We start from the raw sequence: 13,436 nt of genomic DNA, 5'->3' as shown, positions 1-13,436 counted from the left end.
AATTGGACGCCGGTTCGGCGTCAGCGCGCGCGTCACATCGCGGGCCGGATCCCGGGCCCGCCCATCCCGTTTCTGCCGGATCGCCCGCCCGGGCGCCCAGGAGGTTCTGCCGATGATCGGCCGCCGCACCCGCACAGCCGGCTCCCTGATCGCCGCCGGGCTGTGGCTCGCCCCCGCCGCCCCGGCGCAGGCACAGGTCGGCGCGTTCATCGACAGCCTGTTCGGCCGCAAGGAGGAGCCCGCACCCGCCCCCGAAGCCGCCCCGGCGGCGCCTGCGCCCGCGCCCCGGAAGCCGGCGGCCAAGCCCGCCAAGGAGTCCGCGGCCAAGGAGGCGGCGAAGGCCGGCAGCCCCAAGGCCGGTACCAAGACGTCCGACAAGGCGGACCACAAGGCCGCCGAGCCCAAGGTCGCCGCGGTGGGCACGCCCACGGCGCTCGCCCCGTCCGAGCCGGCCGACGCCGCGACGGTGCTGGCCCAAGCCAACGCCTACTTCAACGCCATGAACACCCTGACGGGCAGCTTCATGCAGATCGGCGCCGACGGGCGCCGGATCGGCGGCAAGCTGACGCTGGCCAAGCCCGGCCGCCTGCGCTTCGACTACGATCAGCCCTCGCCGCTGGAGGTGGTGGCCGACGGCACCTCCGTGGCGGTGCGCGACCGCAAGCTCGCCACCCAGGACCTCTACTTCATCGCCCAGACGCCCCTGAAATTCCTGCTGCGCGAGAAGATCGACCTCGCCCGCGACCTCTCGGTCACCGACGTCGCCAACGATCCGGGCGGCGTGCGCATCAGCATGGAGGACCGGGCGACCTTGGGTGGCACCTCGAAGATCCAGCTGTTCTTCGATGCCGAGATGAAGACCCTGTCGCAATGGCGGATCACCGACCCGCAGGGCTACATCACCACGGTGCAGCTCTCGAACCTGCAGCGACCCAAGAGTGTCGATGCGAGCCTGTTCTTCATCAATTACGGGCGCGCCGAGGACAAGGCGATGCAGCAGCAGATCCAGCAATCGCAGCCCAACTGATCGAACACGTAACCCGAGACCTCGCCCGTGCGCCTGTCCGTCACCACCTGGAACATCAACTCGGTGCGGCTGCGCATCGACCTGGTCCTGCGCTTCCTGTCCGAGCACAAGCCGGACGTGCTCTGCCTCCAGGAGACCAAGTGCCCGGACGACGCGTTTCCGCTCAAGGCCCTGCGCGGCTCAGGGTACGAGCACGTGATGTTCGCCGGCCAGAAGGGCTATAACGGCGTCGCGATCCTGTCGCGCTTCCCCCTGCACACCCGCGGCGTGATGGGCTTCTGCGAGAAGCCGGATGCCCGGCACATCTCGGCGGTGCTCGGGCCGGAGGCGGGGGCCGCCGCCGGCATCGTGCTGCACGATTTCTACGTCCCGGCCGGCGGCGACGTGCCCGACCGCGCGCTGAATCCGAAGTTCGCCCACAAGCTCGATTTCCTGGGTGAGCTGCGTGCCTGGGGCGGCAAGCGCGTCTCCGGCCCGGCGATCCTGGTCGGCGACCTCAACGTGGCGCCGCTGGAGCACGATGTCTGGTCGCACAAGCAACTCCTCGACGTGGTGAGCCATACCCCCGTGGAGACCGAGGCGCTGGAACTGCTGCGCGGCGAGGCCGGCTGGATCGATGCGGCGCGGCATCTCACCCCCGAGCCGGAGAAGATCTACACCTGGTGGAGCTACCGCTCCCCGGACTGGTCGGGGGCCAACAAGGGCCGGCGCCTCGACCATGCCTGGGTCTCGCCGGAGCTGGCCGGCACGGTCCGCTCGGTGGAGATCCTGCGCGACGCCCGCGGCTGGGAGCGGCCCTCCGACCACGCCCCGGTGACCCTGACCCTGGAGCTGTGACGGCGCGTCACGGAACTGCGGTGACCACGGCGCATTGGCGGATCACGAACCTGCGATGCGAGCCCGCCCGATGCGCAAGATCCTGATCGCCCTCCTGCTTCCCAAGGTCGTCTCCTTCCTGCGCCGCCGCTACGGCGGCCCGCACACCGCCCGCGACCGGGCGTTCTGACGTCCCGCACGACCATCCTTCAAATCCACGCGCACCGACCTCTCCCCTCATCCGGCTCGGATCAGGGCGAGGGGCGGTTGTTCTGCGTGCGCTCGCGACTGCGCTGCCCAGCCCGCCCGACGGCCATGGCCGAGCGGAGCGCGCATGAAATCCCCCGCCCTTCAGGATTCCGCGCCCGATGACCGACGATCCCCGCGAGGCCGGTCCCCGGCCGCCCTTTCCCGGCAACCAGCAACAGGAGCGGCCCGGCCTCACCTCGAAGATGACGCCGCGCCCCGACCATGGCGAGGAGAGCTACGTCGGCAAGGGCCTGCTCACCGGGCAGGCGGCGCTGATCACCGGCGGCGATTCCGGCATCGGCCGGGCCGTGGCGATCGCGTATGCCCGTGAGGGCGCCGACGTGGCGATCTCCTACCTGGAGGTCGAGCAGTCGGACGCGGAGGACACCAAGGCCTGGGTCGAGAAGGCCGGCCGCCGCTGCCTGCTCCTGCCGGGCGACATCCGCGACGAGGCCCAGTGCCGGGCGCTGGTGGACCGAACGATGGCGGCGTTCGGGCGGCTCGACATCCTGGTCAACAACGCCGCCGCCCAGGTGGTGAACGCAGGGCTCGACGACCTCAAGGCCGCCGACATCGAGGGCTCGTTCCGGGCCAACGTGTTCGCGATGTACTACCTCGCCCAGGCCGCGGTGCCGCACATGAAGCCAGGCGGCGCAATCGTGAACAGCACCAGCGTCCAGGCCAAGGTCGCGGGCGCGAACATGCTGATCTACGCCGCCACCAAGGGGGCCATCGCCAGCCTGACCATCGGCCTGTCGAACCTGCTCGCGCCCCAGGGCATCCGGGTGAATTGCGTGGCGCCCGGCCCGGTCTGGACCCCGATTCAGCCGATCGTGAAGAGCCCCGAGGAGCTGGAAGAGCTCGGCACCCAGACCCCGCTGGGCCGCGCCGGCCAGCCCGCGGAACTCGCCGGCGCCTACGTCCTGCTCGCCTCGCGCGAGGGCAGCTTCATGTCGGGCGCCCTTGTGCCGGTGACCGGCGGCATCCCGATGCTGTGAGGGCGGGGCCTCACTCGACGTAGACGCCCGCGCCCACCAGCGCCGGGACGTCCTCGACCGTCGTGGCGCAGACGTAGCTCCACTTCACCTCGGGCGTGCTGCGCCGGGGCCGCGGGAACATGTAGTCGACCCAGCCGGACCCGGACTCCCGCACGATCCCGATGAAGTCCTTGTGGAACTGCTTGCCGGCCGCGTCGTGCTCCTGGAGCAGGTCGCGGCCCTCGCGGTTCGGATGGGCGGCGTTGAACAGCACGGTCCCGTGCATGTCGACGACGAACAGGTAGACGTCGCCGTAGCGCCACGGGCTGTTCTTGCGCCGGAACGCCGTGAAGGCGGTGCGGCCCTCGCCCTCGATCAGGTCGGCCGCTTTGTTGACGAGGGCCTCGATCTCCGCCGCCTGGTGGACCGGGCCGCGCTGATCCCGCCCGGCCACCCGCCGCAGCGGCAGGACCACGAACAGGACCAGGATCGGCAGGCTGACGATCAGCGCTCGCTTGGGCATGGTCGCCCCCCTGACGGTCCCCCTTCGGTCCGGTGATCGCGGTCCCGATCGGGGGCGTCGATCACCGGAGCATCAGCCGGCGCGGCGCCGGAAGAAACCGGTCTCGATCGCCATCCGCGGCACCGGCCACCAGCGCGGCCGCTTCGGCCCGGCCAGGATGGCGGCCGGAAGCGGGGCATCGTCCGCCGCCTCCGCGGGATGGTGGGTTTCGATCATGCGCTTCAGCCGCTGCAGCGCGGTGAGATACATGCAAGCCCGCAGGCGCCGGGCCTCGCTCGACCGCATCGCTTCGAGATCTGCCAGCAGTGCTTCCGCATGTCGGATGTGGTGTTCGGCCTCGGTGATGAAATCTTCGATCGCACAGAGATCTGACATCTTCCGGCTCCCGGATACGATGGAGATATCGACGCTGGCAGGCTTAGACATCGGGCATCGACGGGTCTCCCCGCGCGGTTCTTTTTGCGTCGCAGGTACCTCTCCGAGAGCGAGGGCCTGTCCGGACCCAGTTTTAATCCCGGTGTCGTCGACTTTGCGATCGATAGGCCGGATAATATTCAATATTCATGCGAAACTAATAGCGCGAACGCCGCCGAACGGCGCTGAGTGGACGGATATACCATGTAGCCGACAGTAGATCCATGTCGCATGCCGCGGTCGATGGAATTCGTCGCGCTGCCAAGCGCGCGCCGCCCGGGCGGGCCTTCCGGCAGGGGCTGGCCTGGCTGGAGGATGGGGGCGACCCCGATGCCGGCCCGCGCCCGGTCGTCCTGACGGTCGGCGGGACCGGCGGCGTGTCGCTGCGGCGGAAGCTCCCGGGCGGGCAGGGGCCGCGGCGCCGGTCACAGGCGGCGCGCCGATACGGGGAGCGGCGTAGATCGCCATCAGTCGGCCGCTCACCCGACATTGCGAGCACAGCGAAGCGACCCAAGGCGGCGTGCGATCTCGGGACGTGGCGTTTCCCCGATTGGCTTCGTTCCGCGCGCAATAACGATACGGGGTGCATCAATCGCAGCGCGGCGGACTCGGCTGACGACGGCATGACCCGGTCCGAACGTTTCGGGCACTCCGTTGGCGATCTTGAGTGCGACGGCAGTATTGGATGGGTCGGGGGCGTGTGGAGAACCTGATGCAATCCAGAGCAAGCAACCGTGCGTCGGTTTGCAAACTACACGATCACGCAGAAAAAACCCGCCGCGGTGAGCGGCGGGTCTAAGAAATCCCGAAAACCCTAGAACGGGATATCGTCGTCCAGGTCGTACCCGCCGCGGGCGCCACCGCCGCCACCGCTGCCGGATGAAGCCGGGGCCGGACGTCCGCCGCCACCGCCGCCCTGGGCGCGGCCGCCGCCGAAATCACCGCCGCGGTCGCCGCCCCGGCCGCCGCCGGACTCGCCGCCGCGGCTGATCTGGCCGCCGCCCTCGTCCTCGCCCGCGAAGTCGCCGCCGCCACCGCCGCTGCGGCCGTCGAGGATCGTCATCTCGCCGCGGAAGCGCTGGAGCACCACCTCGGTGGTGTACTTCTCGACGCCGGAATTGTCGGTCCACTTCCGGGTCTGGAGCTGGCCCTCGATGTAGACCTTCGAGCCCTTGCGCAGGTACTGCTCGGCCACCCGGGCGAGGTTGTCGTTGTAGATCACGACCGAGTGCCACTCGGTCTTCTCCTTGCGCTCGCCGGAGGCCTTGTCCTTCCACGACTCGGACGTCGCCAGCCGCAGGTTGCAGACCGGGTCGCCCGAGCCCAGGCGGCGCATCTCCGGGTCGCGCCCGAGGTTGCCCACCAGAATCACCTTGTTGACGCTGCCCGCCATCGCTCTCTCCTTACCGTACGGATCTCACTGGGCTCATCACCCGGCGGCCGGGGACTCATGCGCCCGGGCCGTCGAGGCGGCAACCTGCGGTGCGGGCTTGTGCCCGCTATCCGCATGCTGTCGAACCTCGATGTTCTATCTCTGTTCCAATCCGGCGGCAAGCCGCGCTCACGGGATATGCACGACCAGCTTGCCGAAATTCCGACCTTTCAGCAGGCCGATGAACGCGTCGGGTGCGTTCTCGAGGCCCTCGACCACGTCCTCCCGGTAGCGGACCTTGCCCTCCCGGATCCATGCCCCGACCTCGGTCCGGAAGGTCTCGGCCTGGTCGGCGAAATCCCAGACGATGAAGCCCTGGATGTGCAGGCGGTTGGTGAGCACCGAGCGCATCAGGCCGGGCAGCCGGTCCGGCCCGGCGGGCGCCTCGGTGGCGTTGTAGGCGGAGACCAGGCCGCAGACCGGGATCCGGGCAAACGGGTTGAGCAGCGGCATCACGGCCGAAAAAACCGCGCCGCCGACATTCTCGAAATACACGTCGATGCCCTTGGGGCAGGCCTCGGCCAGCGCCCCCGGCAGGCCGGCCCCGCGATGGTCCACCGCCGCGTCGAACCCGAGCTCCTCGGTGAGGTAGCGGCACTTGTCCGGCCCGCCCGCGATCCCGACAGCGCGGGCGCCCTTCAGCCGGGCGATCTGCCCGACCAGCGAGCCCACCGGCCCGGCGGCGGCGGCCACCACCACGGTCTCGCCGGGCTTGGGCCGGCCGATGTTGAGCAGGCCGGTATAGGCGGTCATGCCGGGCATCCCGAGCACGCCGACCGCCGTCGAGGGCGGGGCGGCGTCGGGATCGACCCGGCGGGTGCCCTTGCCGTCGCTCGCAAAAAATTCCTGCCAGCCCGCGAAGGCCGTTCGCAGCTCCCCGACCGGGATGTCCGGATGCTTCGACGCGACGACCTCGCCGACCACCTCGGCGGTGATCGGCTCGCCGATCTGCACCGGGGCCGCGTAGGATTTCGCGTCGCTCATCCGGCCGCGCATGTACGGGTCGAGCGACAGCCAGCGGGTGCGCAGCAGGATCTGGCCCGGCCCGATCTCCGGCACCGGCCCCTCCTCCAGGCGGAAGTTTTCGGGCTTCGGCTCCCCGTGCGGGCGCGACGCCAGGACGATGCGGCGGTTCACGGCGTTCATGAAAGGCTCCCGGGTGTTCTGCCTGCGACCCCCGATCTGGGGCGCGAGGCGGCGGCGGCCAATGGGGCGCCCCGCGCGTTGACCGGGATCGGCGGGCCAGGAGGCACGATGCGCGCGACCCTGATCGGCTTAGGCTTGGCCGCCCTGACGGCGGGCGCCGCGACGGCCGGACCGCTCGACGCCTATCGCTGGCGCTCCCGGGTGCTGGTGCTGTCGGCCCCCGATCCGGACGACGCGGCCCTGCGGGCGCAGCGGGCGGCGCTCGGCCCGTTGCGGGGCGGGGCGGCCGAGCGCGACCTCGTGGTGCTGGAGGCGGTCGGGGACGGCGCCGCGGCCCGGGCCTTGCGCGCGCACCTGTCCCTGCCGGCGGGCGAATTCCGTGCGGTCCTGGTCGGCAAGGACGGCGGCGCCAAGCTCACGGAGGCGGCGCCGATCCCGCCCCAAAAACTGTTCGCCACGATCGACGCGATGCCGATGCGGCGGGGCGAGATCCGAGGCCGCTGACGGGCTGCGGCGGACCCGGTTTCCGGGGATGGCGGGGCCTCCGGACACCAACGGTTAAGCCTACCGGCCTATCACCGGGCGGTGTCGGCGGCCGTGGTCCGGCCGTCCGTTGTGGCCCGCCAGGACGCGCGAACGAGACCCTCGCATCGATGACCCGAGAACAAGTCGCCACTGCCATCCGCCGCGTCGTCAGCCTCCAGGTCGAGGATATCGAGCGCGCGGTCCGCGACGGTCACAAGACCATCGCGCTGAACGAGCTGGCGGATCTGAACCGCCAGCTCAAGGCCTTCGCGGCCGCCCTCAAGAAGGCCCCGGCCCGGATCTGATCCGGGTCGCCGCCCTACCAGCGGGGCCCGCCCCAGCGGCGGGGCGGAACGTCCTCCGGCGGGGGCGGGGGCGGCCCGCGGTCGAAGGCGGGCTCGTCGCAAACCCGGACCCGGCGCAGCACCGGCGCGCCGTCCGGATCGAACCGGCGCCGGACGAACTCCCGGCACGCCTCGGGCGGCGCCGCCGAGAAGCGGGGCCTTCGGAACTCCGGTTCCGGCGGCGGGGGCGGAGGCGGGGGGCGCCGGTCGCGCTGCTCGTAGCCCTCGGCCGGGCCGCCATAGCCGTGCGGTGGCGGCGGGCCGTCGAAGTCGGCGGCCAGCGCCGGGGCGGTGGCGAGCAGCAGGGCGCAGAATCCGGCGCGCCCGATGGTATGACGGAAGGGCACTGGTCGGCCTCGGCAGGAAGCGGCGGCGGGGATCGCAGCCATCGATGCCGGAGACTGCGCCGCGCCGGCTGAACCCCCGCCGCGCCCCCCGTTGGCCGCCGTTCAGCCGGCTCCGTTCCGCAGCGCGCGTCAGTTCTGCATCGCGTTGATCTCGCACTGCGCGTAATCCGCGCTCGCCTTGACGTAGGCGTTGAGCTTCTGCGCGTAGGACTCGGCGATCGGCCGGAACGCCTGCGCCTGCAGATTGTAGGCCTTCACCGCGTCGTTGAAGCTGTAGGCCTCCCAGCCGGGGCAGCCGCCCTTGGCGTCGAGGCAGGCCGGCTTCTCAGGGAGCACGGGCTTGGTCGGGCGCAAAGCCGCCGGCGGCGCCTCCGGGGGCTTGCAGGCGGTGACCGTCGGGCCGGCGGCGGCCGGCGCGGCCTTGTCCGGGGTCGGCTTGGTGGGTGCGGGCTTGGCGGGCGCCGCCAGGGCGACGGCCGGGGCGAGCAGACCCGCGATGAGGAGAAGCGTGCCGCGCATAGCCCAGGTCACTCCGCTGCGGCGAGATCCGCCGGCCGCGGGTTCTGCGGCATCAGGCGGGCGGCGACAAGGGTTGCGCGGCACCGGCACGGGGGCCCGTCCCGCGCGGCGCGGCCACGCGGTCCCGGCCGGCCCCCGGTTTGGCGGCTCTGCCGGCGGTGCGGCCGCCGCGCAGGAGCGCGATCGCGGGCATCAGCAGCCCGGTCGCCACGACCCACCAGGCCGGCCGGAGCGGGCCGGAGAAGTCCAGGTTGGCCGCCAGCACGAGGCTGGCCGGGACGCCGCTGGCCAGCCCGTACCAGGCGGCCTCGAGGCCCGCGGTGGCGAGGCCGCCGAGGATCGCCAGCAGCAGCAGCGACCAGGGCCGCTCCGGCAACTTGAACCGCCGCATCGCCCGCCAGCCCATCAGCAGCAGGAACAGCCCGGCCGAGAAGACCGGATCGCTGACGTCGATCTTCGATTGCAGAAAATAGTGGACGAGCGCCAGCACCGCGATCGTGTAGACGAGCCGGTGCAACCGGTGCCAGTTCGGGCCGAGGTTGCGGATCGCCGCGTCCGTGGAGGTCAGCCCCAGGGCGATCAGGCCGATCAGCGCCACGAAGCCGATCGTCAGGTAGAGCCGCAGGGCGATCTCGGTGACGACCTTGGTCAGGATCAGGTTCTGGTCGACCGCGTAGAGGGTGAGGTGCGCCACCGCGTAGGCCATCACGGTGACCCCGAGCATGCGCCGGACCACCAGCACCTTCGCCCAGTCGGCGATCCGGCGCAGCGGCGAGATCGCCAGCGAGAACAGCAGGAAGCGCACCGCCCACTCGCCGGTGGCGTGGATCAGCGCGGTGATCGGCTTGGCGCCCAGCGCGTCGAGCCGGTAGGCGCCCGCCAGGTACAGGGCCGGCGCGATGCAGGCCAGGAACACCGCGAGCTTCAGCCACGAGAGGCGTCCGGCCCGGTCGAGCCAGGGGAGGGGGATACCGAGGGGAACAGCCAGGCGGTCGATCATTCTTTCGGACTCGGCGTTCTGAATATCGGAACCGGCGTGGCCCTCGGGCCAGGGTCTCAGGGTGCGAAACCGGCGCTCGTGGGGATCGCTCCCCGCGCGGGTCGGTTCGTCGCGGATGTCTCCGGTGTTACGCCGGCACGGTTGACCTCGCCGCCCAAGCGCCGAAATTGCGGGCGGACGGACACCGGATGGATCCCATGCAGTACCGCAATCTCGGCCGCTCCGGCCTCAAGGTCTCGCCGATCTGCCTCGGCACGATGATGTTCGGTGGCCCCACCGACGAGGCCACGGCCGGCCGCATCGTCGGCAGCGCCCGGGAGGCGGGCATCAACTTCATCGACACGGCCAACGTCTATACCGACGGCCGCTCGGAGGAGATCACCGGGCGGGCGATCAAGGGCGAGCGCGACGCCTGGATCCTGGCCACCAAGGTCGCCAACCCGACCGGCCCCGGCGTCAACGACCGCGGCCTGTCGCGGGTCCACGTGATGAAGGCCGCCGAGGACAGCCTGCGCCGGCTCGGCACGCCGTTCATCGACATCTACTACCTGCACAAGGAGGACCACGACACGCCGCTCGCGGAGACCGTGCGGGCGATGGCCGACCTGGTGCGGGCGGGCAAGATTCGCCATTTCGGCGTCTCGAACCATCGCTCCTGGCGGGTCGCCGAGATCTGCCGGCTCTGCGACGAGGCCGGCATCGACCGGCCGGTGGTGAGCCAGCCCTATTACAACGCCTTCAACCGGATGCCCGAGACCGAGCACCTGCCGGCCTGCGCCCATTACGGGCTCGGCGTCGTCCCGTATTCGCCGCTCGCCCGCGGCGTGCTGACCGGCAAGTACGACCCGGACGCCCCGCCGCCGGCCGAATCCCGCGCCGGCCGCCAGGACACCCGGATGATGCAGACCGAGTGGCGCCCGGAATCCCTGCGCATCGCCCGCACCTTGAGGGAGCATGCCGAGGCCCGCGGCATCACGGCCGGGCAATTCGCCACCGCCTGGGTTCTGAACAACCGCCTGATCACCGGCGTCATCGCCGGGCCGCGCACCGAGGCGCAGTGGCAGGAATATCTCGGCGCCCTCCACTACGCCTTCACCCCGGAGGACGAGGCGCTGGTGGACGGCTTCGTGGCGGCCGGGCATCCGACCACCCCGGGCTACAACGACCCGGCCTATCCGCTGGAGGGACGGGTGCCGCGCGGCCGTTGATTCCCGACTGGGGCTGAGGCTTCCACCCCGTCATCCCGGGCCCACCTGCGGCGCCCCGGAATGACGGGATGGGCGGAAGGACTTCAATCTGGATCCGTGGTCGTGCTGCCACGCCCACGACGAACGGGCCCACCTCGGAGGCCGGCGTCCCGTAACAGATGTGCCGACACGACAAGCCCCGATCCACCTTGCGCTCACGACCGACCGCGGCTATCTATCCAACCAACAGTTCTGATGGCAGTCGCAAGGCTGCGGTTCGGGAGTGGGCCCCACCGGGTCCGCTCTTTTTTTTCGCCGCATCGGGTTCGATGCGCGAGGCCGCAGGCCGGGACGTGCCACCCGGGACGCCGCGAAGGTATTACGCCCCCATCCATGTCGTCCGAGATCGAAGCGGATCTGTCCGAGAAGCGCCTGGTCCGAGAGACCGGGGTCGCCGCGCGCGTGGTGCAGGTGATCGAGGGGCCGGTCCAGGGCCTCGGGTTCCGGCTGGTCCGGGTCAAGGTCACCAACACCAACGGCTGCACCGTCCAGATCATGGCGGAGCGGCCCGACGGCACCTTCTCGATCGACGATTGCGAGGCGGTGAGCCGCGCGATCTCGCCGGTCCTCGACGTCGATGATCCGGTCGGCACCGCCTACAACCTGGAGATCTCCTCCCCGGGGATCGACCGGCCGCTGGTGCGGGTCTCGGATTTCGCCCGCTGGATCGGCTACGAGGTCAAGGTCGAACTGAGCCCGCCGCTCGATGGCCGCAAGCGGTTTCGCGGGATCCTCGGCGCTCCGGACCCGGAGGCGCTGACTGTCCCGATCGATCTGCCCGACGTGAAGGAAGGCCTGCCGAGCCGGGTCGACCTGCCGCTGCGGGATCTGGCCGAGGCGCATCTCGTCCTCACCGACGAGCTGATTCGCGAATCCCTCCGCCGCGGCGGCCCGCCCGCCGACGACGCGGATGCGGACGCGCTGGATGAGGACGACGCGGCTGAGGACGAGGACGCGGACGACGCGCCGGCGGTCCCGGCCCGGCCGGCGCCCCGGCCGCAGGGTCCGAAGGCCAAGGCCGTCAAGGCCGCCAAGGTCGGCGGCAAGCCGGCCCCGAAGGCCGCGAAAGACAAGAAACCGCCGCGCACCGGCCCCAAGAAGCCGGTCGTGTCCAAGGCGTCCCGGCTCAAGAGCCGCGACGACCTGCATTGACGTGAATTGAGGTTTGGGCCGGCCGCCTCCGGGCGCCCGGCACCAGGACTTGACGGAAGAGAAGGACCGACACCGATGGCCGTCGTCAGCGCCAACAGGCTCGAACTCCTCCAGATTGCCGACGCGGTCGCCCGCGAGAAGGTGATCGATCGCTCCATCGTGATCGACGCGATGGAGGAGGCGATCGCCAAGGCGGCCCGCTCCCGCTACGGCGCGGAGACGGACGTGCACGCCGAGATCGACAACAAGACCGGGGCGCTGCGCCTGTCGCGGCACCTCCTGGTGGTCGATCAGGTCGAGAACGACGCCCGCGAGATCACCCTGGACCAGGCCCGCCGCTACAATCCCGGCGCGCTCGTGGGCGACGTGATCTCCGACACCCTGCCGCCGTTCGATTTCGGTCGCGTCGCCGCCCAGTCGGCCAAGCAGGTCATCGTCCAGAAGGTGCGCGACGCCGAGCGCGCCCGGCAGTTCGACGAGTACAAGGACCGCATCGGCGAGATCCTCAACGGCATCGTCAAGCGGGTCGAGTACGGCAACGTCATCGTCGATCTGGGCCGGGGCGAGGGCATCGTGCGCCGGGACGAGATGATCCCACGCGAGACCTTCCGGCCGGGCGACCGGATCCGCTCCTACCTGTTCGACGTGCGCTCGGAAGTGCGCGGGCCGCAGATCTTCCTGTCGCGCTCGCACCCGCAATTCATGGCCAAGCTGTTCGGCCAGGAAGTCCCCGAGATCTACGACGGCATCGTCGAGGTGAAGGCCGTGGCCCGCGATCCGGGCTCGCGCGCCAAGATCGCCGTGATCTCCCGCGACGGCAGCATCGATCCGGTCGGCGCCTGCGTGGGCATGCGCGGCTCGCGCGTCCAGGCTGTCGTGGGTGAGCTCCAGGGCGAGAAGATCGACATCATCCCGTGGTCCGAGGACGAGGCGACGTTCATCGTCAACGCGCTCCAGCCGGCCGAGGTCGTGAAGGTCGTGCTCGACGAGGAGGCCGACCGCATCGAGGTGGTGGTGCCCGACGACCAACTGTCGCTGGCCATCGGCCGCCGCGGCCAGAACGTGCGGCTCGCCTCGCAGCTCACCGGCTGGGACATCGACATCCTGACCGAGGCCGAGGAATCCGAGCGGCGCCAGAAGGAGTTCGCCGAGCGGACCCAGGTGTTCATGGAAGCCCTCGACGTCGACGAGACCGTCGGCCAGCTGCTGGCGGCCGAAGGCTTCCGCAACGTCGAGGAGATCGCCTACGTCGACATCCAGGAGCTGTCCGGCATCCAGGGGCTCGACGACGAGACCGGCGCCGAGATCCAGGCCCGCGCCCAGGATCACCTCGCCCGGATCGAGCAGGAGCACGACACCCGCCGCACCGAACTCGGCGTCGCCGACGAGCTGCGCGAGATCGAGGGCATCACCACGCCCATGATGGTCGCGCTCGGCGAGAACGACGTGAAAACCGTCGAGGACCTGGCCGGCTGCGCCACCGACGATCTGGTCGGCTACACCGAGGGCCGCGGCCCCGACGCCGTGCGCCACGCAGGCTATCTCGACGGCTTCGAGCTGTCCCGCACCGAGGCCGAGGGCCTGATCATGGCCGCCCGCCTGAAGGCCGGCTGGATCGAGGCGCTGCCCGAGCCGGAGGCCGAGGAGGGTGCAGAGGCCGCCGAGGGCGACGAGGCGCCCGAGCCGGCCGCCGCCACCCCGGCCGAGGCCTGAGCGGA

Annotated in this window: 15 protein-coding genes; 8 read left to right on the top strand and 7 right to left on the bottom strand. The window is 70.9% G+C overall.

All coding sequences use genetic code 11. From position 1 onward, the window contains the following. The first annotated feature begins 112 nt into the window (after positions 1-112). From AC0IY0_RS04310 to AC0IY0_RS04300, 3 genes are all read left to right on the top strand, one after another. Positions 113-1,027: a LolA family protein gene (locus AC0IY0_RS04310; RefSeq protein WP_471763154.1), complete on the top strand. Its 915-nt coding sequence runs from the start codon at positions 113-115 to the stop codon at positions 1,025-1,027. Positions 1,028-1,054: 27 nt separating this feature from the next. Further along, positions 1,055-1,864 (top strand): exodeoxyribonuclease III, encoded by an 810-nt coding sequence (xth, locus tag AC0IY0_RS04305; protein WP_471763153.1) that lies wholly within the window; start codon positions 1,055-1,057, stop codon positions 1,862-1,864. 347 nt (positions 1,865-2,211) lie between these two features. Beyond that, complete coding sequence (locus AC0IY0_RS04300) at positions 2,212-3,090, top strand: SDR family oxidoreductase (protein ID WP_419829067.1); 879 nt, start codon at positions 2,212-2,214, stop codon at positions 3,088-3,090. 10 nt (positions 3,091-3,100) lie between these two features. Here the strand turns inward: AC0IY0_RS04300 and AC0IY0_RS04295 are convergent, their stop codons facing one another. From AC0IY0_RS04295 to AC0IY0_RS04280, 4 genes are all read right to left on the bottom strand, one after another. Beyond that, entirely contained in the window at positions 3,101-3,592 is a 492-nt protein-coding gene (locus tag AC0IY0_RS04295) for a cache domain-containing protein (protein ID WP_419829068.1), read from the bottom strand. 72 nt (positions 3,593-3,664) lie between these two features. Next, on the bottom strand, positions 3,665-3,967 hold the full coding sequence (locus AC0IY0_RS04290) for a hypothetical protein (RefSeq protein ID WP_419829069.1): 303 nt from the start codon (positions 3,965-3,967) through the stop codon (positions 3,665-3,667). An 853-nt stretch (positions 3,968-4,820) separates the two neighbouring features. Further along, positions 4,821-5,399 carry a single-stranded DNA-binding protein gene (gene ssb / locus AC0IY0_RS04285; protein WP_471763152.1) on the bottom strand — a complete coding sequence of 193 codons (579 nt, stop codon included), beginning with the start codon at positions 5,397-5,399 and terminating at the stop codon, positions 4,821-4,823. A 168-nt stretch (positions 5,400-5,567) separates the two neighbouring features. Then, a complete protein-coding gene (locus tag AC0IY0_RS04280; protein WP_471763151.1) occupies positions 5,568-6,584 on the bottom strand; it encodes an NADP-dependent oxidoreductase in 1,017 nt (338 codons plus the stop codon). A 108-nt stretch (positions 6,585-6,692) separates the two neighbouring features. Between AC0IY0_RS04280 and AC0IY0_RS04275 the strand changes: the two genes are divergently transcribed. Together AC0IY0_RS04275 and AC0IY0_RS04270 are read left to right on the top strand one after the other, a co-directional pair. Then, positions 6,693-7,088: a DUF4174 domain-containing protein gene (locus tag AC0IY0_RS04275; protein ID WP_471763150.1), complete on the top strand. Its 396-nt coding sequence runs from the start codon at positions 6,693-6,695 to the stop codon at positions 7,086-7,088. A 149-nt stretch (positions 7,089-7,237) separates the two neighbouring features. After that, the gene (locus AC0IY0_RS04270; RefSeq protein WP_007569379.1) at positions 7,238-7,414 is read left to right on the top strand and encodes a hypothetical protein; all 177 of its coding nucleotides are present in this window, start codon (positions 7,238-7,240) and stop codon (positions 7,412-7,414) included. 14 nt (positions 7,415-7,428) lie between these two features. Here AC0IY0_RS04270 and AC0IY0_RS04265 read toward each other — a convergent pair whose 3' ends face one another. From AC0IY0_RS04265 to AC0IY0_RS04255, 3 genes are all read right to left on the bottom strand, one after another. After that, a complete protein-coding gene (locus AC0IY0_RS04265) occupies positions 7,429-7,800 on the bottom strand; it encodes a hypothetical protein (RefSeq protein WP_471763149.1) in 372 nt (123 codons plus the stop codon). A gap of 129 nt (positions 7,801-7,929) precedes the next feature. Beyond that, positions 7,930-8,319 (bottom strand): hypothetical protein, encoded by a 390-nt coding sequence (locus AC0IY0_RS04260; RefSeq protein ID WP_187278933.1) that lies wholly within the window; start codon positions 8,317-8,319, stop codon positions 7,930-7,932. Positions 8,320-8,371: 52 nt separating this feature from the next. Continuing rightward, entirely contained in the window at positions 8,372-9,319 is a 948-nt protein-coding gene (locus tag AC0IY0_RS04255) for a protein-methionine-sulfoxide reductase heme-binding subunit MsrQ (protein ID WP_471763148.1), read from the bottom strand. Between the two features lie 197 nt (positions 9,320-9,516). Here AC0IY0_RS04255 and AC0IY0_RS04250 point away from each other — a divergent pair, with 197 nt between their 5' ends. The 3 genes from AC0IY0_RS04250 to nusA all read left to right on the top strand — a co-directional run bounded on the left by AC0IY0_RS04250 (position 9,517) and on the right by nusA (position 13,431). Next, complete coding sequence (locus AC0IY0_RS04250) at positions 9,517-10,527, top strand: aldo/keto reductase (RefSeq protein ID WP_471763147.1); 1,011 nt, start codon at positions 9,517-9,519, stop codon at positions 10,525-10,527. 372 nt (positions 10,528-10,899) lie between these two features. Further along, complete coding sequence (gene rimP, locus AC0IY0_RS04245; protein ID WP_147910731.1) at positions 10,900-11,718, top strand: ribosome maturation factor RimP; 819 nt, start codon at positions 10,900-10,902, stop codon at positions 11,716-11,718. 75 nt (positions 11,719-11,793) lie between these two features. Beyond that, a complete protein-coding gene (gene nusA, locus AC0IY0_RS04240; RefSeq protein ID WP_461230640.1) occupies positions 11,794-13,431 on the top strand; it encodes a transcription termination factor NusA in 1,638 nt (545 codons plus the stop codon). Positions 13,432-13,436 lie beyond the last annotated feature (5 nt).

This window comes from Methylobacterium sp. AC315, from assembly GCF_979253755.1.
The sequence above is the reverse complement of the archived record's forward strand: the minus strand, read 5'-3'. Positions and strand labels throughout refer to the sequence as shown.

Coding starts and splice junctions, on each gene's coding strand:
- AC0IY0_RS04310 (WP_471763154.1), top strand. CDS start 113: ATGATCGGCCGCCGCACCCGCACAGCCGGCTCCCTGATCGCCGCCGGG.
- AC0IY0_RS04300 (WP_419829067.1), top strand. CDS start 2,212: ATGACCGACGATCCCCGCGAGGCCGGTCCCCGGCCGCCCTTTCCCGGC.
- AC0IY0_RS04295 (WP_419829068.1), bottom strand. CDS start 3,592: ATGCCCAAGCGAGCGCTGATCGTCAGCCTGCCGATCCTGGTCCTGTTC.
- AC0IY0_RS04290 (WP_419829069.1), bottom strand. CDS start 3,967: ATGTCAGATCTCTGTGCGATCGAAGATTTCATCACCGAGGCCGAACAC.
- ssb (WP_471763152.1), bottom strand. CDS start 5,399: ATGGCGGGCAGCGTCAACAAGGTGATTCTGGTGGGCAACCTCGGGCGC.
- AC0IY0_RS04280 (WP_471763151.1), bottom strand. CDS start 6,584: ATGAACGCCGTGAACCGCCGCATCGTCCTGGCGTCGCGCCCGCACGGG.
- AC0IY0_RS04275 (WP_471763150.1), top strand. CDS start 6,693: ATGCGCGCGACCCTGATCGGCTTAGGCTTGGCCGCCCTGACGGCGGGC.
- AC0IY0_RS04270 (WP_007569379.1), top strand. CDS start 7,238: ATGACCCGAGAACAAGTCGCCACTGCCATCCGCCGCGTCGTCAGCCTC.
- AC0IY0_RS04260 (WP_187278933.1), bottom strand. CDS start 8,319: ATGCGCGGCACGCTTCTCCTCATCGCGGGTCTGCTCGCCCCGGCCGTC.
- AC0IY0_RS04255 (WP_471763148.1), bottom strand. CDS start 9,319: ATGATCGACCGCCTGGCTGTTCCCCTCGGTATCCCCCTCCCCTGGCTC.
- AC0IY0_RS04250 (WP_471763147.1), top strand. CDS start 9,517: ATGCAGTACCGCAATCTCGGCCGCTCCGGCCTCAAGGTCTCGCCGATC.
- rimP (WP_147910731.1), top strand. CDS start 10,900: ATGTCGTCCGAGATCGAAGCGGATCTGTCCGAGAAGCGCCTGGTCCGA.
- nusA (WP_461230640.1), top strand. CDS start 11,794: ATGGCCGTCGTCAGCGCCAACAGGCTCGAACTCCTCCAGATTGCCGAC.